Source organism: Paenarthrobacter nicotinovorans, assembly GCF_007670255.1.
GTDB classification, from domain to species: domain Bacteria; phylum Actinomycetota; class Actinomycetes; order Actinomycetales; family Micrococcaceae; genus Arthrobacter; species Arthrobacter nicotinovorans_B.
Genome location: NZ_SZVS01000005.1, coordinates 37,422 through 62,987, shown reverse-complemented (window position 1 = coordinate 62,987; position 25,566 = coordinate 37,422). Strand labels below are relative to the sequence as shown.

The following is a 25,566-nucleotide window of genomic DNA, read 5'->3' as shown; positions in this document are numbered from 1 at the left end:
CCAAGATGGGCGCTCTCCCAAGACAAGACCAACCAAGCACCGGCATCCGCACAGCGACCGGCACATCAGGCACTGGAGAAAACATGGGCTTCGAAACAAAGACGATCCGCATCGCCATGAACGGCATCACCGGCCGGATGGGCTACCGCCAGCATCTGCTGCGGTCCATCCTCCCCATTCGCGACGCCGGCGGCTTCACCCTTGAAGACGGCACCAAGGTCCAGGTGGAACCGATCCTGGTTGGCCGGAACGAAGCCAAGATCCGCGAGCTCGCAGAGCTTCACAAGGTCTCCGAATGGACCACGGACCTGGACGCCGTCATCAACGACCCCACCGTGGACATCATCTTCGACGCCTCCATGACCAGTCTCCGCGCAGCCACCCTCAAGAAGGCCATGCGCGCCGGCAAGCACATCTTCACCGAGAAGCCCACCGCCGAGACCCTGGAAGAAGCGATCGAGCTCGCCCGGATCGGCAAGGAAGCCGGCGTCACGGCAGGCGTGGTCCACGACAAGCTGTACCTCCCCGGCCTGGTCAAGCTGCGGCGCCTGGTGGACGAGGGCTTCTTCGGACGCATCCTCTCCATCCGCGGCGAGTTCGGCTACTGGGTCTTCGAAGGCGACGTACAGGCTGCCCAGCGTCCGTCCTGGAACTACCGCAAGGAAGATGGCGGCGGAATGACCACGGACATGTTCTGCCACTGGAACTACGTGCTCGAAGGCATCATCGGCAAGGTCAAGAGCGTGAACGCCAAGACCGCTACGCACATCCCCGCCCGCTGGGACGAGGCCGGCAAGGAATACAAGGCCACCGCGGATGACGCCTCGTACGGCATTTTCGAGCTCGAGACGCCGGGGGGCGACGAGGTCATCGGCCAGATCAACTCCTCCTGGGCCGTCCGCGTCTACCGCGACGAACTGGTTGAGTTCCAGATCGACGGCACGCACGGTTCCGCCGTCGCCGGTCTGAACAAGTGCGTTGCGCAGCAGCGCGCCCACACCCCCAAGCCGGTCTGGAACCCGGACCTTCCCGTCACCGAGTCCTTCCGCAGCCAGTGGCAGGAAGTCCCCGCCAACGCTGAACTGGACAACGGCTTCAAGCTGCAGTGGGAAGAGTTCCTGCGCGACGTCGTCGCCGGCCGCGAGCACCGTTTTGGCCTGCTCTCCGCCGCCCGCGGCGTGCAGCTGGCCGAGCTCGGACTGCAGTCCTCGGCAGAGCGCCGCACCATCGACATCCCGGAGATCACCCTCTAATGACGTCACTGATCCTTCCCACCGACGACGGCGGCACCCGCGAGTACCGCCTCCAGGCCGCCACCACGTGGGCCAAACCAACCGCTCCCCTGACCTCCCGCCGGGCCTACGCCGCGGCCCACGTCATCCCTGAAGTCGCTGCTGACAACACCCCCGGCGCGCCGGCACAGCTCGACTGGGACGCGACGCTGGCCTACCGCCACGAGCTCTGGTCCTACGGCTTGGGCGTCGCCGACGCCATGGATACTGCCCAGCGCGGCATGGGCCTGGACTGGGCAGCAACCCAGCAGCTCATCAAGCGCACGGGTGCGGAGGCTGCTTCGGTTGTTTCAGCAGGAAACGCAGCAATTGCCGGCAAGTCCGTCCGCGACCTTGTGTCCTGCGGCGCGGGCACCGACCAGCTGGACATCACTTCCCTTCCCGACGGCGCAGCCGGCGTCCAGGCGGTGATTGATGCCTACCGCGAGCAGATCGCCGTCGTCAGCGAAGCCGGCCCCAAGGTGATCCTGATGGCGTCCCGTGCGCTGGCCAAGGTGGCCCATGGCGCCGACGACTACCTGCACGTCTACTCCACGCTCCTGCAGGAAGTGGACCAGCCCGTCATTCTTCACTGGCTGGGCACCATGTTCGATCCCGCGCTGGCCCGCTACTGGGGCTCGGACGACGTTTCCGTAGCTACCGAAACGTTCCTCAGTTTGATCCGGGAACACGCGGACAAGGTCGACGGGGTCAAGGTTTCGCTGCTGGACGCCTCGCACGAAGTCGCCCTCCGCGCGAACCTCCCGGAAGGCGTCCGCCTCTACACCGGCGACGATTTCAACTACCCCGAACTGATCGACGGCGACGAGACCCACCACTCGGACGCCCTGCTGGGCATCTTCGCGGCAATCTACCCTGCCGCTTCGGTCGCCCTGCAGAAGTACGACGCCGGTCATGGCGCCGAGGCACGAGCGATCCTGGACTCCACCCGTGAGCTCGGAAAGCACATCTTCAGCGCCCCGACCTTCTATTACAAGACAGGCATCGCTTTCCTGTCCTGGCTCAACGGCAAACAGCCCGGCTTCCAGATGGTGGGCGGCCTGCATTCGGGCCGTTCGGTCCTGCACCTGGCAAAGACCTTCGAGCTGGCCGACCAGGCGGGCTTGCTGAAGGATCCATCGCTGGCCGCGTTCCGCATGTCCGATTACCTGCGCATCAACGGGGTGGGCGCATGAGCGACTTCTCACGACTCTCCCTCAACAGCGCCACCACCAAGAAGTGGACCCTCGCCGAGGCCGTGGATGGTTGCGCACGGGCAGGCATTCCGGCCATTGGACCGTGGCGTGACCGCGTGGCAGAGGCCGGGCTCGACAAGGCCGCCAAGCTGATCAAGGACGCCGGGCTCCGTGTCTCGTCCTTGTGCCGTGGCGGGTTCCTGACCGCGGCCGACGCCGAGGGACAGGCCGCCGCGCTGGCCGACAACTTCGAGGCCATCCGTGAAGCCGTTGCCCTGGACACGCAGGAATTGTTCCTGGTGGTCGGCGGACTGGCTCCCGGAGAGAAGGACGTCGTCGCCGCCCGCCAGCGTGTGGCCGATCGCCTGGAGGAACTGGTCCCGTTCGCCTCGGAGAACGGCGTCCGTCTGGTCCTTGAGCCGCTCCACCCGATGTACGCGGCTGACCGTGCACTCATTTCCACTTTGGGCCAGGCCTTGGATCTTGCCGCGCCGTACGACGCGAAGGCCGTCGGCGTCGCCGTCGACACCTTCCATGTCTGGTGGGATCCGGAGCTGAAGGCTCAGATCGAACGTGCCGGACGCGAAGACCGCATCGCCTCCTATCAGGTGTGCGATTTCAACCTGCCGATCGCCGCCGACGCGTTGCTCTCGCGCGGCATGATGGGCGACGGCGTCATCGACTTCGCGACCATCGGCACCTGGGTCAGGGACGCCGGATACACGGGCGACATCGAGGTTGAAATCTTCAACCAGGACATCTGGGACGCGGACGGCGACTCTGTCCTGGAAACCATGAAGCAGCGCTACGCGGAGCTCGTCCTCCCGTTCGCGTAAAAGCGTGGTCCTCCCGCCGATGCCCTAAGCTCCGCGGGAGGACCGCTCCAAAATCCAGTGGGCCCCTGCCACGGTCACGGCAGGGGCCCGCTTTGCGTTCGAAGGGGTGACGGCCAGATCACGAAGCTTTCGCTGCCAGCTCCACCCGGGTCTTCGGCAGTCCGATCAAGGTGACCAGTCCGCCGTCGTGCCCTTGCAGCTCGAGCCTGATGTTGTGCGAATCCAACTGCGGCTCGACCGCGCTGACCCGGAAGACTTCACCGCCGATCCGCAGCCGGTCGCCGTTCCTGACCGTCTTGAGCTTTGTATCTTTGCTTGCCGGCATCTATTTGTCTTTCTTGGAGTCTTCGCCGTGGGTTTCGCGGAGTTCCTCGCCTCGGCTGACCAACTCTTCTTCCTTTTTCTGCTGCTTCTCGCTGCGCTTGGTGTCCCGGGGAGGCAGCTGAAGGCTTTCCTCAGCCTTGATTCCGCCCTGGAGCTGCCGGCCGCGTTCCATCTCGGCGTCGAACTCGGCACCGAACAGCAGGGACATGTTCAGGATCCACAGCCACAGCAGCATGATGATGACGCCCGCCAGCGCACCGTAGGTCTTGTTGTAGTTGCTGAAGTTGGCCACGTAGAAGCCGAAGCCCAGGGAAGCCAGGGCGAAAATCACGAGCGCGATCAGGGAGCCCATGCTCATCCAACGGAACTTGGGCTGCTTGACGTTGGGAGTGAAGTAGTAAAGGACGGCGATGATGGCCACCACGATCACGATGAGGACCGGCCACTTGGCGATGTTCCACACGGTTACGAAAGCTTCGGAGAGGCCGATGGCCCCGCCGATCGCCTCGGCTACGGGCCCGCTGAGGACCAGCATGGCCGCCACCAGGGCAGCACCCACCACGGCCACGACCGTTACGGCGAGCATCGTTCCGCGCAGCTTCACGAGTCCGCGGCCTTCGTCCACTTCGTAGACCCGGTTCATGGCCCGGCTGAAGGCGGTGACATAGCCGGAGGCGGACCAGAGAGCCGCCAGAACACCGAAAACCAAGGCGAAGCCCGCAGCGTTGGATCGGGTGAGCTCCTCGATTGGTTGGCGCATGGCCTCCACACCAGGTCCTGGCGCGAATTGCTGGACGATATCGAGGATGGCTGAGGTGGTCTTGCCCGCATCGCCAAAGAGTCCCAGGACCGACACCAGGGCCAAGAGCGCCGGGAAGAGCGACAAAACAGCGTAGTACGTCAGACCTGCGGCGGCATCGGGGCACTGGTCCTTGCTGAACTCGCTGAGCGTGCGCTTGGCGATGTAGGTCCACGTAGGCTTGACGAGGTCGTTGGGACTGTCTGGCTTACTGGAATCTTCCGGCGAAGGCGCGGTCTGCGCTTTGGTTGTACTTTTGTGGGCTGAGTCTTGTGTAGTCATGAGGCACTCGTCCGTGGGTAGTTTGCGCGAACAGCTGACTCATCAATACTAAGCATACTGATGAAAACTCCGGAAGAACCCCGCCGAAATTGCCTGTACTTCAGGCCAATTTGCTCGCCAACAGAAACTCGAAAGGCGACTCGATAACAGAGCGGATCACCTGGCCGGCGGCGCCCAGGAGCGTGCCGGAATGCTCCAGCCCGGACACCGTGAGGTTTTCCGGAGCCAGGAGCCCGGGCGCATGCCGTTCCAGGCTGGCCAGGAGGGAGGGCCTGAGCCACTCCCCAAGAACAGCGAAATGCCCACCGAGGACCACGGCTTCAATATCCATCAACCGCGCGGCCGAGGCGAGTGCAACGCCCAGGTAGCGACCGGCGTCGTGAACTGCCGCAGTGGCCCTGGGCTCGTGGGCGCCCAACGCCGCCAGCAGCATGTCGGTCCGCTCACCCAGTGTGCCCGCGGCAATCCCTGCCGCTTCGAAAATGGCTTCCTGGCCGGCAAAGGTCTCAAGGCAGCCCGCACCGCCGCACGAGCACGCAGGGCCCTCGGGGTGCACCACGATATGCCCCAGCTCGCCCGCCGATCCCCCTGGTCCGGTGTACAACTCGGAGCCAATGATGACGCCACCACCGACACCGACCTCACCCGAGACGTACAGGAAGTCAGTTGGCCCTCCGCCATACCAAAGCTCGCCGAGGGCTGCGCTGTTGGCTTCGTTGGACAGTTTGACGCCCAGCGGTGCGCCCTCCAGCAGGGATTGAGGACGCAACTTCTCATGCTCCCAATGAAGGTTGGGGGCGGACAGCACGACGTCACCCTTGTCATCCACCAGACCCGGCACCGCCAACCCCCCGCCCAGGATGGCAATGTCCTCGGCCGCTGCCGCAGCTTTCGCTTCAGCGGCCAAAACAGCCAGCTGGTCCATGACCTGTGCGGGCGGCACTGCGCGGTTCCGCGACTCAACGGCAGAATGGAAACGAAGGTTTCCCGCGAGGTCCACCAGGCCCACGGCCAGATAATCGACGTTGATCTCCATGCCGACCACACCCCGACGGGAGTTCAGTTCCAAGCCCTGCCCCGGCCGCCCCCGCTCGCCATCACGGTAAAGGCCGACCTCGGACACCAGGCCCGACTCGACAAGATCCGCCACAAGGCTGGAGACCGCGGCCTTGGTGAGCCCGGTGCCGGCAGCGAGCTGCGCGCGGCTGGGTTTGGCGTCAGCGGTTTTGGCAATCGAGTCCAACACCAGCGAAAGATTTCGACGGCGGACGTCACCCACGCGTCCGGGCGCGGTTGGCTCATTCATCGGCAGGGACCTCCTCATCGATTGAAAAATTTCTTGCGGACTTCCATTGACCATGATCCATCATCCCCCATATAGTTCAGATTGAAAACTAATTGGAACGCTGTTTTTCATTTCTTTCCCGTTGCCTTGCAAAGGAGCAATCATGACCCCGCAGCCCACCCCTGCAGACAAGTTCACTTTTGGTCTCTGGACGGTCGGTTGGACCGGCGCCGACCCCTTCGGCGTGGCGACGCGCCAGGCACTGGATCCGGTCGAAGCAGTCCACAAGCTGAGCGAACTCGGCGCCTACGGCATCACCTTCCATGACAATGACCTGGTTCCCTTCGATGCGAGCGCCTCCGAGCGCGAACTCATCCTGAAGAACTTCAAGGCAGCCCTGGCCGAGACCGGCCTGAAGACGCCCATGGTCACCACCAACCTCTTCAGCCACCCGGTCTTCAAGGACGGCGGATTCACCTCCAACGACCGCTCCATCCGCCGCTTCGCACTAAGCAAGATCCTCCGGAACATCGACCTCGCGGCTGAGCTTGGCGCCGAAACCTTCGTCATGTGGGGCGGCCGCGAAGGCAGCGAGTACGACGGCTCAAAGGACCTCGCTGCGGCACTGGACCGCATGAAGGAAGGCGTTGACACCGCCGCCGGGTACATCAAGGAGAAGGGCTACGGCCTGCGCATCGCCCTGGAACCCAAGCCGAACGAGCCACGCGGCGACATCTTCCTCCCCACCGTGGGCCACGGCCTTGCGTTCATTGCCCAGCTGGAGCACGGCGACATCGTCGGCCTCAACCCTGAAACGGGCCACGAGCAGATGGCCGGACTGAACTTCACCCACGGCATCGCCCAGGCACTGTGGGCCGGCAAGCTCTTCCACATCGACCTCAACGGCCAGCGCGGTATCAAGTACGACCAAGACCTCGTCTTCGGCCACGGCGATCTCACCAGCGCCTTCTTCACTGTGGACCTCCTGGAGAACGGCTTCCCCAACGGCGGCCCCAAGTACACCGGCCCGCGCCACTTCGACTACAAGCCCTCCCGCACCGATGGCTACGACGGCGTCTGGGAATCGGCCAAGTCCAACATGTCCATGTACCTCCTGCTGAAGGAACGCGCCCTGGCCTTCCGCGCGGATCCCGAAGTACAGGAAGCCCTGGCAACCTCGGGCGTGTTCGAACTCGGCGAGAGCACCCTGGGTGCGGGCGAAACCACCGCTGACCTGCTGGCTGACGCCAGCGCCTTCGACGCGTTCGACGCCGACAAGGCAGCTGAGCGCTCGTTCGCGTTCATCCGCCTCAACCAGCTGGCCATCGAACACCTCCTCGGCGCCCGCTAAGCCACTCCCACCACCGCAACCCCGCCGCCGGGCTGCCCAGGATTTCCCGGGCAGCCCGGCGCGGCCCGCCAAAGGAACAACGCATGCCTCTCGTAGCCGGGATCGACAGCTCCACCCAGTCCTGCAAAGTGGTTATCAGGGATTCAGTTACCGGAGCCTTGGTACGCCAGGGCCGGGCCTCCCACCCGGAGGGCACCGAGATCCACCCGGATCATTGGTGGACAGCCCTGCAGGAAGCAATCGCGGCAGCAGGCGGACTCGACGACGTCGATGCTGTATCCGTCGGTGGGCAGCAGCACGGGATGGTGTGCCTCGACGAAAGCGGAAATGTGGTCCGTCCTGCCCTGCTGTGGAACGATACCCGCTCCGCGCAGGACGCTGAAGAACTCATCCGCAACGCCGGACAGGGTGATCCAGCTGCCGGAGCCAGCTATTGGGCGGGCAGCACGGGCACGGTTCCGGTGGCGTCCCTGACGGCCACCAAACTGCGCTGGCTGGCGCGGAACGAGCCCGAAAACGCGCAACGGACGGCCGCGGTGTGCCTCCCCCACGACTGGCTGTCCTGGCGATTGGCCGGTCACGGGCCCGGAACAGGCCCGGCATCGCTGGAACTACTCCGCACCGATCGCTCCGACGCTTCCGGCACGGGATACTTTTCGGCGACCACCGGCGAGTACCTTCCGGATGTCCTGGAGAGCACCCTCGGGCACCTCCCGGTCCTGCCCGGAGTCGTTGGACCCCTGGAGACGGCAGGCAAGACCCCAAGCGGCGCCCTGATAGGACCCGGCGCAGGAGACAACGCCGCTGCGGGGCTCGGAGTGAGTGCCGGCGTCGGGGACGTTGTCATCTCCATCGGAACGTCCGGAACGGTATTCGCGGTCTCGGATACTCCTTCCCGCGACTCAAGTGGACTGGTGGCGGGCTTTGCCGATGCCACTGGCCACTACCTCCCGCTGGCCTGCACGCTCAACGCCACGCGGATCTTCGATGCCACCGCCGCCTTGCTCGACGTGAGCCTGAACGAGCTTGGAGCCCTGGCGCTGTCCGCTCCGGAAGGTGCGGAAGGCTTGACCCTGGTGCCCTATTTCGAAGGCGAACGAACCCCGAATCTTCCCGAGGCCACGGGATCACTTCACGGACTCACCCTCTCCAACTACACCCCCGCGAACCTGGCCCGCGCGGCGATAGAGGGAGTTGTCTGCTCGCTGGCTGACGGTTTGGCTGCCCTCCAGGCCCAGGGTGTCGATGCCCGGCGGATCATCCTTGTTGGTGGAGGCGCTCAATCAGAAGCTGTTCAACACGTGGCTGCCTCCGCGTTCGGCCTGCCCGTCTTTGTTCCCAAGCCCGGCGAGTACGTCGCTGACGGCGCTGCACGGCAAGCGGCCGGAGTCCTCACGGGCCAGTTGCCCGGATGGCCCGTGGAAGGGCTCACTGTAGACCACGCTGAGCCCCAAGGCGTTGCGCCCTTCCTGGAGAGGTACCGCCATTACGCCGCCAAGGCAGCCATCGGCTGATCCTGGCCGCCAGTGCTTTATCGTGACAGGGTGAGCTCAGAACAATCTGCATCAGCCCGCCCTCCCGTCATGGAGGACGTAGCCCGCGTGGCAGGAGTTTCCCACCAGACTGTCTCCCGGGTCCTGAACAACCACCCGAACGTGAGTTCCAAGACACGCGAACGTGTAGAGCAGGCCATCACCGAGTTGGGCTACCGGCGCAACACTGCAGCGCGCAGCCTGGTAACCAGGCGGTCCCAAACCATTGGGGTGCTGGGCAGTGAGCTTGCCCAGTACGGCCCATCGCACACATTGCTCGGCGTGCAGCAGGCAGCCCGTGACGCCGGCTACTTCGTCAGCGTGGCGGGCCTTCGCGAGGTCACTCCGGAAACCATCAAGGATGCCCTGGCCCACTTCATGGACCAGGGCGTTGACGGCATTGTGGTGACTGTTCCGCATCCGGGCACGTTCGAGGTCCTCAAAGATGTCACCTCCCAGGTGCCATTGGTTGCCGTGGGTTCCGTCGGCGATGAGCAACTCGTAGGCGCCACGGTCGACCAGCGGCAGGGGGCGCGGCTCGCCGTCGAGCATTTGCTGGACCTTGGGCACCGGCGGATCGGCCACCTGTCAGGCCCCTCCGACTGGATCGACGCCGCCGCCCGCATCGACGGTTGGCGTGATGCACTGGACGCTGCCGGCATCGAGCCCGGATCCCTGATCGAAGGTGACTGGAGCGCCGAATGCGGGTACCGGGAAGGCCTGAAGATCGCGGCCGAACGGGCCGTCACCGCACTGTTTGTGGCCAACGACCAGATGGCCCTTGGGGTATTGCGCGCCTTTCATGAAACCGGGGTGCAGGTTCCCGGTGACATCAGCCTGGTGGGTTTTGATGACCAGCCAGAGTCGGCCTACTTCATCCCGCCGTTGACCACAGTGGCCCAGGACTTCGAAGAACTCGGCCAACGGTGCATTGGGTTGTTGCTGGACCGCATTGAGAGCGGCAGCACCGGCACTGCTGCTACCGTGACTCCGCAGCTCATCGTCCGCTCCACCACGGCGCCGCTCCCCAGCTAAGCCGGAGCATCCCGGCAGCCTCGTCTGGGGCCCGCCGCCGCACCGCCCGTCTCGCCGCCCCCGCACCGCCCGTCTCGCCGCCCGCGCGCCGCCCGTCCCGTCGCCGGACTTCTCTTGACATCAATGTTGTGAGCGCTAACAATTGCATCAGACGTTCTTCACTTTCCACCCCGACCCCCGGCAATGAGGCCCTGGCCAGCCGGATGGAGACCCCCATGAAAACCTCTGATAACCTCCCGCTCGATGAGCAGTTCGTCATCGGCGTGGACTACGGCACCTTGTCCGGCCGCGCCGTCGTGGTGCGCGTTTCGGATGGCGCCGAGATCGGCAGCGGCGTGTTCGAGTACCCTCACGCCGTCGTCTCGGACCGCCTCCCCACCAGCGGCCACCGTCTCCCTGCAGACTGGGCCCTCCAGGTCCCCAACGACTACCGCGACGTCCTGCGCAATGCCGTCCCGGCCGCCGTCGCCGATGCCGGCATCAACCCGGAGAACGTGGTGGGCATCGCCACCGACTTCACCGCCTGCACCATGGTTCCGACGACGGCGGACGGCACGCCGCTGAACGAGCTGGAACGCTTCGCGGACCGGCCCCACGCGTATGTGAAGTTGTGGCGTCACCACGCCGCCCAGCCGCAGGCAGACCGCATCAACCAGCTGGCCGAAGAGCGCGGCGAGTCCTGGCTCCCCCGCTACGGCGGCCTTATTTCCTCGGAGTGGGAATTCGCCAAGGGCCTGCAGCTTCTCGAGGAAGACCCCGAAGTCTACGCAGCCATGGAGCACTGGGTTGAAGCGGCCGACTGGATCGTCTGGCAGCTCTGCGGAAGCTACGTTCGCAACGCCTGCACGGCCGGCTATAAGGGCATCTACCAGGACGGAAAATACCCCTCGGAGGATTTCCTGGCAGCCCTGAACCCTGACTTCAAGGACTTTGTCAGCAGCAAGCTGGAACACACCATCGGGCGTCTGGGGGATGCCGCGGGCTATCTCACCGAAGAAGCCGCCGGCTGGACGGGGCTTCCGGCGGGAATCGCCGTGGCCGTGGGCAATGTGGACGCCCACGTCAGCGCGCCTGCCGCCAACGCAGTGGAACCCGGGCAGCTCGTCGCGATCATGGGAACTTCCACCTGCCATGTCATGAACGGCGATGTCCTACGCGAAGTCCCCGGCATGTGCGGCGTGGTCGACGGCGGCATCGTGGATGGCTTGTGGGGCTACGAAGCGGGCCAGTCCGGAGTGGGTGACATCTTTGGCTGGTTCACCAAAAACGGCGTGCCGCCCGAATACCACCAAGCCGCAGCAGCCCAGGACCAGAGCATCCACGAGTACCTCACGGAGCTCGCGGAGAAGCAGGCGATCGGAGAGCACGGACTGATCGCCCTGGACTGGCACTCGGGCAACCGCTCAGTGCTGGTGGACCACGAACTGTCCGGCGTCGTGGTGGGCCAGACGTTGGCCACCAAGCCGGAGGACATTTACCGGGCCTTGCTGGAGGCTACGGCGTTTGGAACCCGCACCATAGTGGATGCGTTCCGCGATTCTGGCGTACCGGTCAAGGAGTTCATCGTGGCCGGGGGCCTGCTGAAGAATAAATTCCTGATGCAGGTCTACGCGGACATCACCGGGCTGCAGCTCTCCACCATCGGATCTGAGCAGGGTCCCGCACTGGGTTCGGCCATCCACGCCGCCGTTGCTGCCGGTAAGTACGCGGACATCCGGGAGGCCGCCGCTGCCATGGCCGCCGCGCCGGGGGCTGTGTACACCCCGATACCGGAGAACGTGGCCGCGTACGAAGTGCTCTTCCAGGAGTACAAAACCCTTCACGACTACTTCGGCCGCGGAACCAACAACGTGATGCACCGCCTCAAGTCCATCCAGCGCCAGGCGCAGGGCGCAGGCGGGGTCTCCGAACCGGCGTCGAGCTCTTCCACCGACAACGCTGAGCGGGTGTCCGCATGAGCGCCCTCCTGGACACCATCGCGCAGGTCCGCAACGACGTCTGCGAACTCCATTCCGAACTGACGCGCTACGGCCTCGTGGTCTGGACGGCAGGCAACGTTTCCGGCCGTATCCCGGGCCATGACCTGATGGTCATCAAGCCCTCGGGAGTCTCCTATGACGACCTCACCCCCGAGCTCATGGTGGTCACCGATCTTTACGGCACCCCCGTCAGGGGCATGAACACCGGCAGCAGCGGCACCATCGACTGGGGCAATCCCGACCTCTCGCCGTCCTCGGACACCGCTGCACACGCCTATGTTTACCGGCACATGCCCGAGGTCGGCGGAGTGGTGCACACCCACTCCACCTACGCCACCGCATGGGCGGCCCGGGGCGAGGAGATCCCCTGTGTGCTGACCATGATGGGCGACGAATTCGGCGGCCCCATCCCCATAGGCCCGTTTGCCCTGATCGGTGACGACTCCATCGGCCAGGGGATCGTGGAGACGTTGAAGGACTCCAACTCTCCGGCGGTGCTGATGCAGAACCACGGCCCGTTCACCATCGGCAAATCCGCCCGCGAGGCCGTCAAAGCCGCCGTGATGTGCGAAGAAGTGGCCAAGACAGTGCACGTTTCGCGCCAGCTCGGGGATCCGCTTCCCATCGACCAAGCCAAGATCGCCTCGCTTTACGACCGCTACCAGAACGTTTACGGCCGCTGAGGCGGACCCATCAACGTTCTGCCGCCCAACCAGCCGCCGCTTTACGCCCATACCCAGGAGCCATCAAATGCCCAACGCCAACAACACCTCGCTCGACCAGTACGAGGTCTGGTTCCTCACCGGCAGCCAGCACCTCTACGGCGAGGATGTCCTCAAGCAGGTCGCTGCGCAGTCCCAGGAGATCGCCAACGTCCTGAACGCCGCTGGAGAGGTGCCGGTGAAGCTCGTCTGGAAGCCCGTCCTCACCGATTCCGACGCCATCCGCCGCACCGCCCTTGAAGCGAACTCGGACGATTCCGTCATCGGCGTGACCGCCTGGATGCACACGTTCAGCCCTGCCAAGATGTGGATCCAAGGCCTGGACGCCCTCCGCAAACCGCTGCTCCACCTGCACACCCAGGCCAACCGGGACCTCCCCTGGGCGGACATCGACTTCGACTTCATGAACCTGAACCAGGCGGCCCACGGCGACCGCGAATTCGGCTACATCCAGGCGCGCCTCGGCGTGCCGCGGAAGACCGTCGTCGGCCATGTCTCCAACCCGGAGGTCGCCCGCCAGATAGGCGCCTGGCAGCGTGCCTCCGCCGGCTGGGCAGCGGTCCGGAACCTGAAGCTGACCCGCTTTGGCGACAACATGCGCAACGTCGCCGTCACCGAGGGCGACAAGACCGAAGCCGAACTGCGCTTCGGCGTCTCGGTCAACACCTGGTCGGTCAACGAACTCGCCGACGCCGTCCACGGCGCGGAAGAGTCCGACGTCGACGCCCTGGTTGCCGAGTACGAGCGGCTTTACGACGTGGCTGACGAGTTGAAGGCCGGCGGTGCCCGGCACGAATCGCTGCGGTACAGCGCCCGGATCGAGCTGGGCCTGCGCAGTTTCCTGGAAGCCAACGGTTCCGCGGCCTTCACTACCTCCTTCGAGGACCTCGGCGAACTCCGGCAACTCCCGGGCATGGCCGTGCAGCGCCTCATGGCCGACGGTTACGGCTTCGGAGCCGAAGGTGACTGGAAGACCGCCATCCTGGTCCGGGCGGCCAAGGTCATGGGTTCGGGGCTGCCCGGCGGCGCCTCGCTCATGGAGGACTACACCTACCACCTGGAACCGGGCAGCGAAAAGATCCTCGGCGCCCACATGTTGGAGGTCTGCCCGTCCCTCACGGCGAAGAAACCGCGCGTGGAGATCCATCCACTGGGTATTGGCGGCAAGGAAGATCCCGTCCGGATGGTCTTCGACACCGACGCAGGGCCCGGCGTCGTCGTCGCGCTGTCCGATATGCGCGACCGGTTTCGTTTGGTCGCCAACGCCGTGGACGTCGTCGACCTCGACCAGCCGCTTCCCAACCTGCCGGTGGCCCGCGCGCTCTGGGAACCGAAGCCGGACTTTGCCACCTCGGCCGCCGCGTGGCTGACCGCCGGCGCCGCCCACCACACGGTACTGTCCACGCAGGTGGGACTCGAGGTGTTTGAAGACTTCGCCGAGATCGCCCGCACGGAACTGCTCACCATCGACGAAGGCACCACCATCAAGCAATTCAAAAAGGAACTCGCCTGGAACGCGGCCTACTACAAGTTGGCCGGCGGCCTGTGAGCGCTGAATACAGCCTGAAAGCCGGCGGCTACGAGGCGGTTGTCACGGAACGGTCCGCTGCGCTGCGTGTCCTGCAGTTCGAAGGCCGGGACCTTGTGGTTCCGTTCCCCGAAGGCGGCCCGATCTCGGACTACCGCGGCATCATCGCCGCGCCGTGGCCGAACAGGATCGCGGACGGGAGATACACCTTCGACGGCGTCAGCCACCAGCTGGCGGTCAGCGAACCGGAGCGGGGCACGGCGCTGCACGGGCTCGCTTACCCGCTCGACTGGACCGTGAAGGAACACGACGCCGGTTCGGTCACGTTGACGTGCACGGTAGGACCGACGCCGGGCTATCCGTTCGTGGTGGAACTCTCGACGCGGTATGTCCTGGACGAAACCGGGCTCCACCCCTCCGTGACCGCCCACAACGCCGCAGATGTTGCTGCGCCCTACGGGGTCTGCCCGCACCCGTACTTGGTGGCTGGTTCTTCGCCCTTGGACGAGTGGATCCTTGAAGCGCCCGCTTCCTCGTTCCTCGAGGTCACGCCCGACCGCCTGCTGCCGGTTTCGCTGGAACCCGTGGAGGGGCATGAGTTCGATTTCCGTGCGGCCCGTCCGATCGGCGCCATCGAAATCGACCACGCGTTTACGGACATAGCGTTCGACGGCGGGCTGGCGCGGCTGTCTCTGCGCGACCCGGCGGGCACCGGCGTCGGAATGTCGTGGGACGGAAGCTGCCCGTGGCTTCAGATCCATACGGCTGACAAGCCAGCACCCATTCCGAGCCGTATTGGACTGGCCGTGGAGCCGATGACGTGCCCGCCCGATGCCTTCAACAGCGGCACGGACCTGGTCCGCCTCGAACCCGGAGCCGAGCACACAGCGTCCTGGAGCATCTACGCCCTCCAGCAACCCAACTAGGGGACAGCACACGTCCTACTGAGCACTCAGTGGAGCAGGTGCTGTCCCCTACTTGGGTTAGCCGATCAGGCGGGCCGCCCCCGTCTCTATCGCCGAGGCCGGGAAGCCGTTCTTCACCACGATCTTCTCCAGGCTGCCATCCTTGCGGAGGCTGTCCACGTAGTCGTTCAAAGCCTTGAGCAAAGCAGTGTTTCCCTTGGTCACTGGCAGGCAGGTCTGCGGCGGTTCGAGGGAAGCCTTAATGGCGTTGTCAGGCTCCAGAACTTCTACCTTGAGGCCGTTGCTGTTGTTGTGGGCCTCACCGAAGCCATCGATGCCCACGTCAAGCCGGCCCGACTTGAGGTCCTGGAACAAGTCCACGGGCGCTTTGTAGAGCTGGAGGTCCCCGCCGAGGTAGCTCTTGGCGTCATCCACCCAGACGTTGCCGTTGACGGTGCCGACCTTCTTGCCCTTGAGGTCAGTGACTTTGTTGAGACCGTCCTTGGAGATCAACACCATCTGGTCCGTGTAGATGGGGTCGGTCAGGTCCAGGATGTCGGCCCTCGCCTTGGACCGCCACCAGCCGCCTGTCGCGACGTCGGCGCGTCCACCTTGGACTGTGGGGATGACTGCCGCGGCAGCAGCGGAAACAGTAGTGATGGAGAGGCACTGCTTCTGCGCAAAACCCATGAGGATATCTCCGTCAACGCCTCCGAGCTCATTGCCCTTGAACGTGACGTAGGGAGGCGCTTCATAGACAGCCACCGTCAGGTTGCCCTTCTTAATGGTGCCGAAGTCCGATGCAGCTTTGCAGTCTGCGGAGACCTTGGATCCGGCCGCTTCAGTGCCACCGCCGCAGCCGCTGAGCGCCGCAGCCAGCGTCAGGGCAGCCACAGCGGACGCGATCATTCGAAATTTCATTGTGGTTCCTTTGCCTAAATGGCGTATCAACGGTGACGCGCCAAACGATGCTCAACGAAGTTGCTCAGGGAACTCGCGGGAATGGTGATCAGGGCGTACATGAGGCCCGCGAGGGTGAGGATGCTCAGGTAGCGGAACGTGATGGAGCCGATGGAGTAGGCCTGGCTCATCAGTTCCGGCATTGCAATGGTGTAGGCCAAGGAGGTCGCCTGGAACACCATGATCGCGAATCCCATGAGCGGCGGGATGGCGATTCTGATCCCTTGCGGAATCACGACAAATCGGAGGATGTCCCCGCGGGCCATCCCCAGGGCATGACCGGCTTCAATTTCTCCGGCGGGCACTGCCTGCAAGCCGCCACGAATGATCTCGCTGGTGTAGGCCGCGGTAGTGAAGGCGAGCGCCAGCGATGCTGCGACGAAGGAGGTCAGCGTCATTCCGGCCGAGGGAAGGCCGAAGTAGAACAGCTGCAGGACCACCAGGGCAGGAGTTCCACGACCTACCTCGATCACACCGATCGACAGGACCCGCACCGGCCGGTTCCCCGAACTCGCGCCGAGGGCCAGAACAAGTCCGGCGGGCAAGCCAATCAGCAGCGTTACCAGCGTCAGCTGCAGGCTCACTCCGAGCCCGCCCAACAGGTCCGGGAAGTAATCCACCCAGTCGTTGAAGAAAGTCATCGCGCAACCCGCTTTCGGAGCTTGGCGTCCAGCAACCTTGTTGCCCAAGCGCAGGGAATGGTCATGGCCACGTACAGCCCGGCTGCCCACAGGAAGGGCACGATCGCATCACCGGACACCGTGGATTCATGGCTGGCCCAATAGATGGTGTCCTGGACACCGATGACCGAGGCCACGGAGGAATCCTTGAGCAGGCCGATGGCGAAGGTGGCAGCAGCAGGAATGGACACGCGCAGGACCTGAGGTCCGATGACGCTGAGCAACGTCGCGGCGCGTGAAAGGCCCAATGCGTCGCTGGCTTCCCACTGGCCGTCATGGATGGCTGTCAGCCCGCCACGGTAGATTTCGGCCATGTAGGCGGAGGACACGAGGCCGAAGCCAATCACGGCAGCCGCGAAGGAACTGAGCTCAATCACACCCGTTCCTACGCCGAAATAGATGATGAACAACCATGCCAATGGCGGGATCCCGCGCAGCAGTTCAATGAAGGAACGCGCGATGAACCGCACTGCCGCCAGCCGGGACCGGCGGGCCAGTGCCAACGGGATGCCACCGATGGCACCAACCAGAAGCGAGGAAAGTGTCAGCGCGAGCGTCATGGAAACGCCCTGCGCCACCACGCTGAGGTGATCCATGTCAGCGCTCCAATACGGCACGCAGGAACCGGCGGGTGCGGTCCATGGCGGGAGCAGTGAAGACGTCGGCAGGGTCGCCTTCTTCGAGAATGGCACCTTCGGCCATCACCACTACGCGGTCCGAGACATCCCTGGCGAACTGCATCTCGTGGGTGACCACCACCATGGTCATCCCCTCAGCGGCCAGCTCACGCATGACCGCGAGGACCTCAAGGCCAACTTCCGGGTCCAGGGCCGACGTCGGCTCATCGAACAGCATCACCTGCGGGTCCAGAGCCAGAGCCCGGGCGATTGCAATGCGTTGCTGCTGGCCGCCGGAACAGCGGCCCGGATATTGCCTGGCCTTGTCTGCCAGCCCTACACGTTCCAGGAGCTTCATGGAACGTGCGTCAGCTTCTGCCCGGCTCCTGCCAAGGACGCGTTCCTGCGGAAGGGAGATGTTCCGCAGCACTGTCATGTGCGGGAAGAGGTTGAAGGACTGGAACACCATGCCCACGTTGCGGCGTAGCCGGACCAGGTCCTTACGGCTGATCTCCGTCCCGGCCACCACCTGGTTTCCCTCAACGGTGATCCGTCCGCTGTCCGGGACCTCCAGCAGGTTGATGCACCTGAGCAGGGTGCTCTTTCCAGCCCCACTGGGACCGATGATGGCGATGACTTCGCCTTCGCGGACAGACAAGGACACGTCATTGATAACGGTGTGGTCCCCGTACCGCTTGACGACTGATTCCAGCGAGATGGCGGTCCTGCCCGGCTCGGTGTCTTCATGCATGACTGACTCGTTCCTGACCTGTGTCATTGGCTCAAGGCGGCGCCGACAGGCGCCGGTGCCGCACCGGCGTCGAACCCTTTGCCCAGGGCGTTCAACGCAAAAGAGGCGATATCGAGGATCGGCACGTTGGTGTATTTGCGGATCTCTTGGCGGAATTCGGGCAACAACGTGCATTCAAGGACCAGGACACCGACGTCGGCGAAGCGGCCACCGGGCCCGAACTCACGCTTGACCACCCTGGCGACGCCCTCCTTCAGCAAGGCTTGGTCCCAGCCGTTGCCCAGCGCGTGATCGTTGGTCAGCATGGTTGCCCAGCCAGGCTCGCCTTCCATGCCGGCGATGACGATCTGTGGCGACAGGGGGTGATCGGCCAACAGCTTGGTGGCCAGTGACTCCGAGACGGTCAACACACCGATGTAGCCGCTGGACAGTACCGAAGCGATGGGGAGCAGATCCAGCCCACTGGTGATGACGTTGGTCGTCTGGCGCTTGTCCTTGCGGGCGTAGAAGAAGAAGCCGCAGTCGGTGATGACCAAGGGGCAGTGCGCAAGCTTCTTGCTCGCCTTCCAGAAGGCCTCCACAGCTTCAGGCTCACCGTTCACAAGAGGCTCCACCCGGGCACCCCGCGCCACCGCGTAGGCCACGGGAAGGCCCTGCCAGCTGGCGGGATTCTCGAAGAAGCCTACGGGGTTGTCACTGATGCCGGGCGCATCCGGGGTGAGGCATTCCACGTAGTCCACCGGATACGAGTCGAGGTCGCAGAGGATGACGCCAAGCTGGGGCTTGACTTCAGTCATTGCCGGCCACCTCCACGGGAACGTCGAGCGTTGCCTGGCTGCCGCCGTCGAACGCTTCTACGCGGGTGGCGGCACTGCCGACGATGGCGACGGCGTTGACCTCCACCCGGATGCCCGGCAGGTTCAGCTCCTCGCCGATCAGGATGCCGGTCGCCGTGGGTCCGGGGGGCCGGGAAGTAGCTGAAGCGGATGTCGTAGGTACGCTGCCATTCTTCGTAGCTGAGCTCGCCGGCGTAGAAGGTGTTGAACTGGACGACGTCGCCCATGGTTCCGCCGAGGCTTTCGATGACCCGCTTCAGGGACTCCATGACGTTCTTGCACTGGGCCACGATGTCGCCGGGGTTGTTGACGTTGCCGTCAGCGTCGAGGTCCTCCTGGCCACCCACATAAATCATGTCCCCAACGCGGATGCCGTGGCTGTGGTTGATCTTGAAGTGGCCTGGCACCTGCCAGTGTCCGGGAACCTCTGCGAAGCGTCGTTCGAGGGTGGTCATTTTTCGTTTCTCCTTTGTGGTGATCGTCACTGATCACTTCAAGCATGGAACGAAAAAAGGGGGTTTGACCGGCTTGCAGAACGAGGTTTGCTGGGGCTGCCGCAAGAGATTCTTGGGCCTGGGTTAAAGGCCCGACGGCGGCCCTGGCGGCTTAGGCGGCCGCGGCACCCAGGAGCCCATGGACTTCGTCCAGGACGGCTTTCACGATTGGCCTCCGGGCGTCGCTGCTGCGCGTTACCGTGAGCACCCGTCGTTGGATCCGGGGCTTGTCGAAGGTATGGATTCCCACCGGCGCCACCGCACTGTCCACGGAAAATGGCGGAAGCAAAGAGATGCCCCTTCCCCGGGAAATGGCTTCGACCAAGAGCAGGAGATCGTCCACAACCCACCGGCTGTTGGGTTCGAATCCCTCGTTCCGGCAGGCGAAACGGACCGCCTGTCCGCAGGCACCCACTTCGGGGGTCAACACCCAGTCTGCGTTCTTGAGGTCAGTCAGCTTCAGCCGTGGCGGCACAACAAAGTCCGGTGGAGTGATCAAGGCCAATGGCTCACTCATGACTTCCCTGGTCACCAGGTAGTCGGGGAAGGCGACGGGCACATTGTCGTAAAGGTCCACAATCGCAATGTCCAAAGCGCCGTTCAGCAATTGCTCGATGCTGTCCACCGGCTCCACGACGTTGACCGTCAGTTCGACGTCGGGAACGGTCACCTCGAGCTTTTCGGCGACCGGCAGCAGTACGTTCCGGGCAAGGGAGGGAATGGAGCCGATCCGGACCCGGCCGGCAAGCTCGCCGCTGAGCTGGTCCATCTCGGCGCGGGTTGCCTCCAGGAGCCGGACCACCGCGCGTGCGTGCTCCACCAGTATTTCCCCCGCACCTGTCAGCCCGACGCCCCTTGATGAACGGTCCAAAAGCTGGACGCCGGTTTCACGTTCCAGGATGCTGATTTGCTGCGAGACAGCCGAGGACGTGATGCCCAGGACCCGGGCCGCGCCCGCAAGCGACCCCTGCTTCGCGACCTCGTTGAGGAGTCGCAGCCTGGTGACGTCCGGGAGGGGTTTTTCGGTCATGAATCATTCTTGCACAATAAGCTGTTCTTAAGGCACTTTCGGATGTATCTTAAGTAAAACAACGAGCCAGCTCCGGCGACAATGACGTCGCGGCCTGGCCGGCCTACCTCCCCCGAAAGGACGCCACGTGAACCCCGTGGATACGCCCCCGTCCCCCTTGGCCCTGACCGGCATCCTCGGTGCCCCGGACTCACTTGCCAGGAACATCACTGCCACCATCGATGACCTCACCCCGGACCTCCAGGAACTCAACCACGGAATCCACGGCATCGCGGAAGTCGGCTTCGAGGAACGTCTCTCCGTAGCCTTCGCCGCCGAATTCCTCCGCTACAGGGGCTATCCGGTCCAGGTGGGACGGTATGGCCTGCGCACTTCGCTGCGTGCCGAAGCGGGCTCAGGCTCCCCGAAGGTGGCCGTGCTTGCCGAATACGATGCCCTTCCGGGGGTGGGCCACGGATGCGGGCACAACGTCATCTGCGCCGCGGCCGTAGGGGCGTTCCTCGGCGTCGCCGCGCATGTCGAAGAGCTGGGCGGCTCGGTTGTGCTGATCGGCACGCCTGCAGAAGAGAACGGAAACGGCAAGGAACTCCTGGCCAGGGCAGGCGCCTTCGACGACATCGACGCCGTCGTGATGCTGCATCCCTTCACCGGGGAATATGAGGTTGCGTCCTTTGCATCACTTGCCGTCCGCGACGTGGAAGTAACCTTCCACGGGGTGGCCGCCCACGCGTCGTCGGCACCGCATATGGGGCGCAACGCCCTCGACGCCGTGGTAGCCGCGTACCAGGGGATCGCCGCCCTGCGCCAACACATCCCTGCCACGGATCGCCTGCATTGCCTCATCACGGAAGGCGGCACGGCGGTGAACGTTGTCCCCCACGTGGCGCGCGCCGTCGTCGAAATCCGCTCCCTGGACCCGGCAGGTCTGGTGGACATCTCGCAGAAAGTGCAGGACATCCTGGAAGGTGCGGCACTGATGACAGGCACCCGTCTCGAGACCAACTGGGACCCATTCCCCGCTTATCTTCCCGTCCGCAGCAACAACGCATTGGCGGCCCGGTACCACGGGCATATGTCCGCGCGGGGCCGGAGGATCACATTCGAGACTGAGCTGGTGGGCGGTGGCTGGTCCACGGATCTGGGCAACGTCAGCCTGCGAATCCCGTCGATCCATCCCACAGTGAGCATTTCCCGCGAAACTGCCGTGATGCACACGGAGGAGTTCGGCCAGCACTCCATCAGTCCCGTGGGCGACGCCGCAGTGGTGGATGGCGCCGTCGGGTTGGCCCTGACGATTGCCGACTACCTCGCCGACGCCCGGCTCCGGGAGCAGGTGCAGCTGGATTTTGAAGCCGCCGGCGGCGCCGTTGATGTCGAACAACTGCTCACGCCCCCGACGCAGAAGTAGCAAGGCCATGCTAAATCCAGTTCATTTACGCACCCTCTCCGTGGTCCTCCGTACGGGCTCATTCGCCGACGCCGCGCGCGAAATCGGCTACACCGGCTCGGCCGTCTCGCAGCAGGTGGCGGCGCTGGAGCGGGCCGTGCAGGCGCCGCTGGTTGAGCGCGACGCCCAGAGCATCCGCCCCACGGAGGCTGCCAAGTTCCTGGCCGCACGCGCCCACGACATCATCAACGCCCTGGGTGCGCTCGAAGACGACATGAAGGGCTTCAGCAAGGGCGACTACGGCCTCATGCGGCTGGGCAGCTTCAGCACGGCCAGCCAAAGGCTCCTGCCGGGAGGGTTGGCCTCCTACCTCCGCAGGCACGCGAACTCCTCAGTGGAACTGGAGGAAAGCGGACCCGTGGAACTTGCGGCCATGGTCCGGGATTCGACACTGGATGTGGCCGTGGTGTTCCACTACGACCTCGTCCCGCAAAAGTGGCCGGCCAATGTGGTGTCCGTCCCCCTGCTGGCCGAGGAGCTGGTGCTGCTGCTTCCGGAGGGCCACCGCTTGGCGGGAACGGACGACATTACGATGCAGGATCTCGCTGGGGAGAACTGGGTGTCCACCAAGGAAGAGTCGTCGGGCGACGCATGCCTCCGGCATCTATGCGCAGGAAGCGGGTTCGCTCCCCGTATCAGCGTGCGCAGCAACAATTACGATGCCATCCGCAGCATGGTCAGGTCCGGGCTCGGTGTCGCCTTGGTTCCCGCGCTGGACCACGTCCCCACGGAGGGGATCGTAGCCACGGGCATCCGCGGCTGCACGGCCCGGAGGCATATCTCTGCATTGCGGCAGAAGACGGAGGCGGGTATCTCCATCAGCAGTGTCATTCAGTGCCTTGGCCGCTCAGCGGACCGGCTGGCCGCCGCCACCCCGGGCCTGTTCCGTCAGACGAAGCAGCCCGAGGCGATGGTGCCGGTGGAGTACCTGGCCCGGCTCCGCGCGTCGTAATCCCACCCAATTAGGGGACAGATAACGTCGCTCTGAGCCGTCAGTGGAACGTTATCCGTCCCCTAGTTGGGTGGGCCGGCGGTGCTTTGGCGCACCACGAGTTCCGGGGTGAAGACGACGGCGCGGTGCTTGGTTCCGTTGCTTTCCTGCTCTTCCGCGAGGAGCTCGACGGCGGTCCGGCCCAGCGCCTCGGTCGGCTGGCGGATGGAGGACAAAGGAACGACGGCGGAGGTTGCGAAATCGATGTCGTCGTACCCGATCAGGGCAATGTCCTCAGGGATGCGGACGGTGCGCAGCATGGTCAGGGACTGCATGACTCCGAGCGCAAGCAGATCATTGGAGCAGAAGACAGCATCCGGGCGCTCCTCCGGTGCACGCTCCACAAGATCGTTGCCCACCTGACGCCCGGCCAGCACCGTTTGCCCGGCAGAGTCGAGCACTTCGATGGACGCTCCCGCCACCTCAGCGGCCGCCCGCTGCGCGCCTTTGAGGCGATGCGCCACCTGGCGGATCGCGGGACTTCCGACGAAAACCAGACGACGGCGGCCGATGTCCAGCAGGTGTTTGGCCGCCAGATAGCCGCCTTCCTCATCATCGACGGAAACTGAGCTGCAGCGTTCCGTGTCGGCAAGCTGGTCCACCAGGACAGTCGGCACGCCACGTTCACGAAGGTTGTCAATCCGATCGGCGACGTCGCCCACGGGAGACAGGAGCAACCCTTGCACGCGCTGCTCCTGGAAGAGATCCATGTAGTGCGCTTCCCGCGAGGCGTCCTGCCCACTGTCCCCTACCAGCACAACGCTCCCCAGCGCGGTGGCGGCGTCTTCGGCCGCGCGGGCTACTGAGGAAAAGAAGGGGTTGCCGACATCCAGCACCACCAAGCCAATGGTGCGGCTTTGGCCGGCGCGAAGTTGGCGGGCGGCGTCATTGCGCACAAAACCCAGCTCTGCGATCGATTTGAGGACGCGCTCTTTGGTCTTGGCGGAAACCCTGTCCGGATAATTCAGCACGTTCGAGACTGTGCCCACGGCAACGTTGGCGTGTGTGGCAACGTCCTTGATGCTGGCTGTTTGGGACATGCGTTCCGTTCTCGCTGGCTCGTCACCAACTCAAGTCAAAGGGTCAGTAACGTCTTGACACCCTCGTTTGCCCGAGGGTAATTTGAATCGTAACAAATGAAACGATTCAAAGACGAGTGACCCGGAGATCCGCATGAGGGTATGTTTCCGCTCCTCCGTCCAGCCGGAGTTGATGGACGAGTACAAGCGACGCCACGCGGCCGTATGGCCCGAGATGCTCCGCGCCCTGAAAGATTCGGGGTGGAACAACTACTCCCTTTTCCTGGCGCCGGACGGCCAACTCATCGGCTACCTGGAGTGCGAAGACTACGAGGCCGCACAGGCCCGCATGGCTCTCACCGACGTCAACGCACGCTGGCAGGCCGAGATGGCCAGCCTCTTCGCCGACAGCAATGTCCCTCCAGACGAGGGCTTCGAAATCGTCGAGGAAGTTTTCAACCTGGAAGACCAACTGGCTTCGGCTTCTGAAGCCGGCAACGCCCCTACCCATCAGAAGGAACAAGCATGAACACCACAGAATCGGCCCTGGGCCGCTTGGGAGAATTGGCCATCGAAGTGCCGTCCTGGGCCTACGGGAATTCGGGGACCCGGTTCAAGGTCTTCGGCACCCCGGGTACGCCTCGCACCGTCCAGGAAAAGATCGCCGACGCCGCGAAGGTTCACGAGCTCACGGGGCTCGCACCTACTGTTGCGCTGCACATCCCGTGGGACAAGGTGGATGACTACTCCGCCCTGCGTTCGTATGCCGAAGGGCTCGGCGTTGGTTTGGGCACCATCAACTCCAACACCTTCCAGGATGACGAGTACAAGTTCGGTTCCCTGACTTCGTCCAACGACTCAGTCCGCCGCCGCGCGATCGGGCACCACCTGGAGTGCATCGAAATCATGCACGCCACGGGCTCCCGCGATCTGAAGATCTGGCTGGCTGACGGCACCAACTACCCGGGCCAGGACGACATGCGCGGCCGGCAGGACCGGCTCGCGGAAAGCCTGCAGGAAATCTACGCTGCCCTGGGTGACGAGCAGCGACTGGTGTTGGAGTACAAGTTCTTCGAGCCCTCTTTCTACCACACCGATGTTCCGGACTGGGGTACCTCCTACGCGCAGACCCTGGCCTTGGGCGAGAAGGCGTTCGTGTGCCTGGACACCGGCCACCACGCCCCGGGCACCAACATCGAGTTCATCGTGATGCAGCTCCTGCGCTTGGGCAAGCTGGGGTCGTTCGATTTCAACTCCCGCTTCTACGCCGATGACGATCTGATTGTTGGCGCGGCTGATCCGTTCCAGTTGTTCCGCATCATGCACGAGGTCATCCGCGGCGGCGGCTTCGGGAGGGACTCCGGTGTCGCGTTGATGTTGGACCAGTGCCACAACCTGGAGGAGAAGATCCCGGGACAGATCCGTTCGGTGCTCAACGTTCAGGAAATGACCGCCCGTGCCCTGTTGGTGGACACCGCCGCGTTGAACGAGGCCCAGCGTGCAGGGGATGTACTGGCCGCGAACGGCATTTTCAACGATGCCTTCTACACCGATGTCCGCCCGGTCCTGGCCGAGTGGCGTGAATCCCGCGGCCTGCCCGCCGACCCGATCGCTGCCTACAAGGCCAGCGGTTACCAGAAGAAGATCAACGAGGACCGCGCAGGCGGCCAGCAAGCCGGATGGGGCGCTTAATTCT

General features: G+C 64.3%; 25 protein-coding genes. 14 read left to right on the top strand and 11 right to left on the bottom strand.

Annotated elements, in window-relative coordinates; genetic code table 11:
- The first annotated feature begins 83 nt into the window (after nt 1-83).
- From FDP28_RS09270 to FDP28_RS09260, 3 genes are read left to right on the top strand one after another with little or no spacing between them, the layout of a single operon-like run.
- On the top strand, nt 84-1,253 hold the full coding sequence (locus FDP28_RS09270; protein WP_144660910.1) for a Gfo/Idh/MocA family protein: 1,170 nt from the start codon (nt 84-86) through the stop codon (nt 1,251-1,253).
- Nucleotides 1,253-2,467, top strand: a complete 1,215-nt coding sequence (locus FDP28_RS09265) for a dihydrodipicolinate synthase family protein (RefSeq protein ID WP_144660907.1) — start codon at nt 1,253-1,255, stop codon at nt 2,465-2,467. Before FDP28_RS09270 ends, FDP28_RS09265 begins: the two co-directional genes overlap by 1 nt.
- On the top strand, nt 2,464-3,303 hold the full coding sequence (locus FDP28_RS09260) for a sugar phosphate isomerase/epimerase family protein (protein WP_144660905.1): 840 nt from the start codon (nt 2,464-2,466) through the stop codon (nt 3,301-3,303). Before FDP28_RS09265 ends, FDP28_RS09260 begins: the two co-directional genes overlap by 4 nt.
- Nucleotides 3,304-3,421: 118 nt before the next feature.
- Here the strand turns inward: FDP28_RS09260 and FDP28_RS09255 are convergent, their stop codons facing one another.
- The 3 genes from FDP28_RS09255 to FDP28_RS09245 all read right to left on the bottom strand — a co-directional run bounded on the left by FDP28_RS09255 (nt 3,422) and on the right by FDP28_RS09245 (nt 6,014).
- Nucleotides 3,422-3,628 (bottom strand): hypothetical protein, encoded by a 207-nt coding sequence (locus FDP28_RS09255; protein ID WP_144660902.1) that lies wholly within the window; start codon nt 3,626-3,628, stop codon nt 3,422-3,424.
- Nucleotides 3,629-4,708 carry a YihY/virulence factor BrkB family protein gene (locus tag FDP28_RS09250; RefSeq protein WP_144660897.1) on the bottom strand — a complete coding sequence of 360 codons (1,080 nt, stop codon included), beginning with the start codon at nt 4,706-4,708 and terminating at the stop codon, nt 3,629-3,631.
- Nucleotides 4,709-4,808: 100 nt separating this feature from the next.
- Nucleotides 4,809-6,014, bottom strand: a complete 1,206-nt coding sequence (locus tag FDP28_RS09245) for an ROK family transcriptional regulator (RefSeq protein ID WP_144660893.1) — start codon at nt 6,012-6,014, stop codon at nt 4,809-4,811.
- Nucleotides 6,015-6,156: 142 nt separating this feature from the next.
- Here FDP28_RS09245 and xylA point away from each other — a divergent pair, with 142 nt between their 5' ends.
- The 7 genes from xylA (at nt 6,157) to FDP28_RS09210 (ending at nt 15,066) form a co-directional block, all read left to right on the top strand.
- A complete protein-coding gene (xylA, locus tag FDP28_RS09240; RefSeq protein ID WP_144660889.1) occupies nt 6,157-7,344 on the top strand; it encodes a xylose isomerase in 1,188 nt (395 codons plus the stop codon).
- 83 nt (nt 7,345-7,427) lie between these two features.
- The gene (gene xylB / locus FDP28_RS09235; RefSeq protein ID WP_144660886.1) at nt 7,428-8,858 is read left to right on the top strand and encodes a xylulokinase; all 1,431 of its coding nucleotides are present in this window, start codon (nt 7,428-7,430) and stop codon (nt 8,856-8,858) included.
- A 69-nt stretch (nt 8,859-8,927) separates the two neighbouring features.
- Nucleotides 8,928-9,911: a LacI family DNA-binding transcriptional regulator gene (locus FDP28_RS09230; protein WP_144661384.1), complete on the top strand. Its 984-nt coding sequence runs from the start codon at nt 8,928-8,930 to the stop codon at nt 9,909-9,911.
- 215 nt (nt 9,912-10,126) lie between these two features.
- Entirely contained in the window at nt 10,127-11,869 is a 1,743-nt protein-coding gene (gene araB / locus FDP28_RS09225) for a ribulokinase (protein ID WP_144660883.1), read from the top strand.
- Complete coding sequence (locus tag FDP28_RS09220) at nt 11,866-12,573, top strand: L-ribulose-5-phosphate 4-epimerase (protein WP_144660881.1); 708 nt, start codon at nt 11,866-11,868, stop codon at nt 12,571-12,573. The genes araB and FDP28_RS09220 overlap by 4 nt, the downstream gene beginning before the upstream one ends.
- 67 nt (nt 12,574-12,640) lie before the next feature.
- Nucleotides 12,641-14,161 (top strand): L-arabinose isomerase, encoded by a 1,521-nt coding sequence (gene araA, locus FDP28_RS09215; RefSeq protein ID WP_144660878.1) that lies wholly within the window; start codon nt 12,641-12,643, stop codon nt 14,159-14,161.
- On the top strand, nt 14,158-15,066 hold the full coding sequence (locus tag FDP28_RS09210; RefSeq protein ID WP_144660876.1) for an aldose 1-epimerase family protein: 909 nt from the start codon (nt 14,158-14,160) through the stop codon (nt 15,064-15,066). The genes araA and FDP28_RS09210 overlap by 4 nt, the downstream gene beginning before the upstream one ends.
- A 57-nt stretch (nt 15,067-15,123) precedes the next feature.
- Here FDP28_RS09210 and FDP28_RS09205 read toward each other — a convergent pair whose 3' ends face one another.
- From FDP28_RS09205 to FDP28_RS09175, 7 genes are all read right to left on the bottom strand, one after another.
- Nucleotides 15,124-15,966, bottom strand: coding sequence for a substrate-binding periplasmic protein (locus FDP28_RS09205; protein ID WP_144660874.1), 843 nt, complete (start codon nt 15,964-15,966; stop codon nt 15,124-15,126).
- Between the two features lie 26 nt (nt 15,967-15,992).
- Nucleotides 15,993-16,646 (bottom strand): amino acid ABC transporter permease, encoded by a 654-nt coding sequence (locus tag FDP28_RS09200; protein ID WP_144660872.1) that lies wholly within the window; start codon nt 16,644-16,646, stop codon nt 15,993-15,995.
- Nucleotides 16,643-17,281, bottom strand: a complete 639-nt coding sequence (locus FDP28_RS09195) for an amino acid ABC transporter permease (protein ID WP_144660870.1) — start codon at nt 17,279-17,281, stop codon at nt 16,643-16,645. Before FDP28_RS09195 ends, FDP28_RS09200 begins: the two co-directional genes overlap by 4 nt.
- A gap of 1 nt (nt 17,282) precedes the next feature.
- Complete coding sequence (locus FDP28_RS09190; RefSeq protein ID WP_144660867.1) at nt 17,283-18,053, bottom strand: amino acid ABC transporter ATP-binding protein; 771 nt, start codon at nt 18,051-18,053, stop codon at nt 17,283-17,285.
- A 23-nt stretch (nt 18,054-18,076) separates the two neighbouring features.
- Nucleotides 18,077-18,850: an aspartate/glutamate racemase family protein gene (locus tag FDP28_RS09185; protein WP_144660865.1), complete on the bottom strand. Its 774-nt coding sequence runs from the start codon at nt 18,848-18,850 to the stop codon at nt 18,077-18,079.
- A complete protein-coding gene (locus FDP28_RS09180; protein ID WP_144660863.1) occupies nt 18,847-19,344 on the bottom strand; it encodes a RidA family protein in 498 nt (165 codons plus the stop codon). Before FDP28_RS09180 ends, FDP28_RS09185 begins: the two co-directional genes overlap by 4 nt.
- Nucleotides 19,345-19,495: 151 nt before the next feature.
- Nucleotides 19,496-20,413 (bottom strand): LysR family transcriptional regulator, encoded by a 918-nt coding sequence (locus FDP28_RS09175; protein ID WP_144660862.1) that lies wholly within the window; start codon nt 20,411-20,413, stop codon nt 19,496-19,498.
- A 127-nt stretch (nt 20,414-20,540) separates the two neighbouring features.
- On the opposite strand from FDP28_RS09175, the gene FDP28_RS09170 reads away from it, so the two are divergent.
- Together FDP28_RS09170 and FDP28_RS09165 are read left to right on the top strand one after the other, a co-directional pair.
- Complete coding sequence (locus FDP28_RS09170; RefSeq protein WP_186313574.1) at nt 20,541-21,821, top strand: amidohydrolase; 1,281 nt, start codon at nt 20,541-20,543, stop codon at nt 21,819-21,821.
- A 7-nt stretch (nt 21,822-21,828) separates the two neighbouring features.
- Complete coding sequence (locus tag FDP28_RS09165; RefSeq protein WP_186313573.1) at nt 21,829-22,812, top strand: LysR family transcriptional regulator; 984 nt, start codon at nt 21,829-21,831, stop codon at nt 22,810-22,812.
- Between the two features lie 62 nt (nt 22,813-22,874).
- On the opposite strand, the gene FDP28_RS09160 is transcribed toward FDP28_RS09165, so the two are convergent.
- Complete coding sequence (locus tag FDP28_RS09160; RefSeq protein ID WP_144660855.1) at nt 22,875-23,891, bottom strand: LacI family DNA-binding transcriptional regulator; 1,017 nt, start codon at nt 23,889-23,891, stop codon at nt 22,875-22,877.
- 133 nt (nt 23,892-24,024) lie between these two features.
- Between FDP28_RS09160 and FDP28_RS09155 the strand changes: the two genes are divergently transcribed.
- Both FDP28_RS09155 and rhaI read left to right on the top strand, forming a co-directional pair.
- On the top strand, nt 24,025-24,399 hold the full coding sequence (locus FDP28_RS09155; protein ID WP_144660854.1) for an L-rhamnose mutarotase: 375 nt from the start codon (nt 24,025-24,027) through the stop codon (nt 24,397-24,399).
- On the top strand, nt 24,396-25,562 hold the full coding sequence (gene rhaI, locus FDP28_RS09150) for an L-rhamnose isomerase (RefSeq protein ID WP_144660852.1): 1,167 nt from the start codon (nt 24,396-24,398) through the stop codon (nt 25,560-25,562). Before FDP28_RS09155 ends, rhaI begins: the two co-directional genes overlap by 4 nt.
- The last annotated feature ends 4 nt before the right edge of the window (nt 25,563-25,566 follow it).

Bases quoted from the DNA above. Each gene is read 5' to 3' on its own strand.
- FDP28_RS09270 (WP_144660910.1), top strand. From the start codon at position 84: ATGGGCTTCGAAACAAAGACGATCCGCATCGCCATGAACGGCATCACC.
- FDP28_RS09265 (WP_144660907.1), top strand. From the start codon at position 1,253: ATGACGTCACTGATCCTTCCCACCGACGACGGCGGCACCCGCGAGTAC.
- FDP28_RS09260 (WP_144660905.1), top strand. From the start codon at position 2,464: ATGAGCGACTTCTCACGACTCTCCCTCAACAGCGCCACCACCAAGAAG.
- FDP28_RS09255 (WP_144660902.1), bottom strand. From the start codon at position 3,628: ATGCCGGCAAGCAAAGATACAAAGCTCAAGACGGTCAGGAACGGCGAC.
- FDP28_RS09250 (WP_144660897.1), bottom strand. From the start codon at position 4,708: ATGACTACACAAGACTCAGCCCACAAAAGTACAACCAAAGCGCAGACC.
- FDP28_RS09245 (WP_144660893.1), bottom strand. From the start codon at position 6,014: ATGAATGAGCCAACCGCGCCCGGACGCGTGGGTGACGTCCGCCGTCGA.
- xylA (WP_144660889.1), top strand. From the start codon at position 6,157: ATGACCCCGCAGCCCACCCCTGCAGACAAGTTCACTTTTGGTCTCTGG.
- xylB (WP_144660886.1), top strand. From the start codon at position 7,428: ATGCCTCTCGTAGCCGGGATCGACAGCTCCACCCAGTCCTGCAAAGTG.
- FDP28_RS09230 (WP_144661384.1), top strand. From the start codon at position 8,928: ATGGAGGACGTAGCCCGCGTGGCAGGAGTTTCCCACCAGACTGTCTCC.
- araB (WP_144660883.1), top strand. From the start codon at position 10,127: ATGAAAACCTCTGATAACCTCCCGCTCGATGAGCAGTTCGTCATCGGC.
- FDP28_RS09220 (WP_144660881.1), top strand. From the start codon at position 11,866: ATGAGCGCCCTCCTGGACACCATCGCGCAGGTCCGCAACGACGTCTGC.
- araA (WP_144660878.1), top strand. From the start codon at position 12,641: ATGCCCAACGCCAACAACACCTCGCTCGACCAGTACGAGGTCTGGTTC.
- FDP28_RS09205 (WP_144660874.1), bottom strand. From the start codon at position 15,966: ATGAAATTTCGAATGATCGCGTCCGCTGTGGCTGCCCTGACGCTGGCT.
- FDP28_RS09200 (WP_144660872.1), bottom strand. From the start codon at position 16,646: ATGACTTTCTTCAACGACTGGGTGGATTACTTCCCGGACCTGTTGGGC.
- FDP28_RS09195 (WP_144660870.1), bottom strand. From the start codon at position 17,281: ATGGATCACCTCAGCGTGGTGGCGCAGGGCGTTTCCATGACGCTCGCG.
- FDP28_RS09190 (WP_144660867.1), bottom strand. From the start codon at position 18,053: ATGCATGAAGACACCGAGCCGGGCAGGACCGCCATCTCGCTGGAATCA.
- FDP28_RS09185 (WP_144660865.1), bottom strand. From the start codon at position 18,850: ATGACTGAAGTCAAGCCCCAGCTTGGCGTCATCCTCTGCGACCTCGAC.
- FDP28_RS09180 (WP_144660863.1), bottom strand. From the start codon at position 19,344: ATGACCACCCTCGAACGACGCTTCGCAGAGGTTCCCGGACACTGGCAG.
- FDP28_RS09175 (WP_144660862.1), bottom strand. From the start codon at position 20,413: ATGACCGAAAAACCCCTCCCGGACGTCACCAGGCTGCGACTCCTCAAC.
- FDP28_RS09165 (WP_186313573.1), top strand. From the start codon at position 21,829: ATGCTAAATCCAGTTCATTTACGCACCCTCTCCGTGGTCCTCCGTACG.
- FDP28_RS09160 (WP_144660855.1), bottom strand. From the start codon at position 23,891: ATGTCCCAAACAGCCAGCATCAAGGACGTTGCCACACACGCCAACGTT.
- FDP28_RS09155 (WP_144660854.1), top strand. From the start codon at position 24,025: ATGAGGGTATGTTTCCGCTCCTCCGTCCAGCCGGAGTTGATGGACGAG.
- rhaI (WP_144660852.1), top strand. From the start codon at position 24,396: ATGAACACCACAGAATCGGCCCTGGGCCGCTTGGGAGAATTGGCCATC.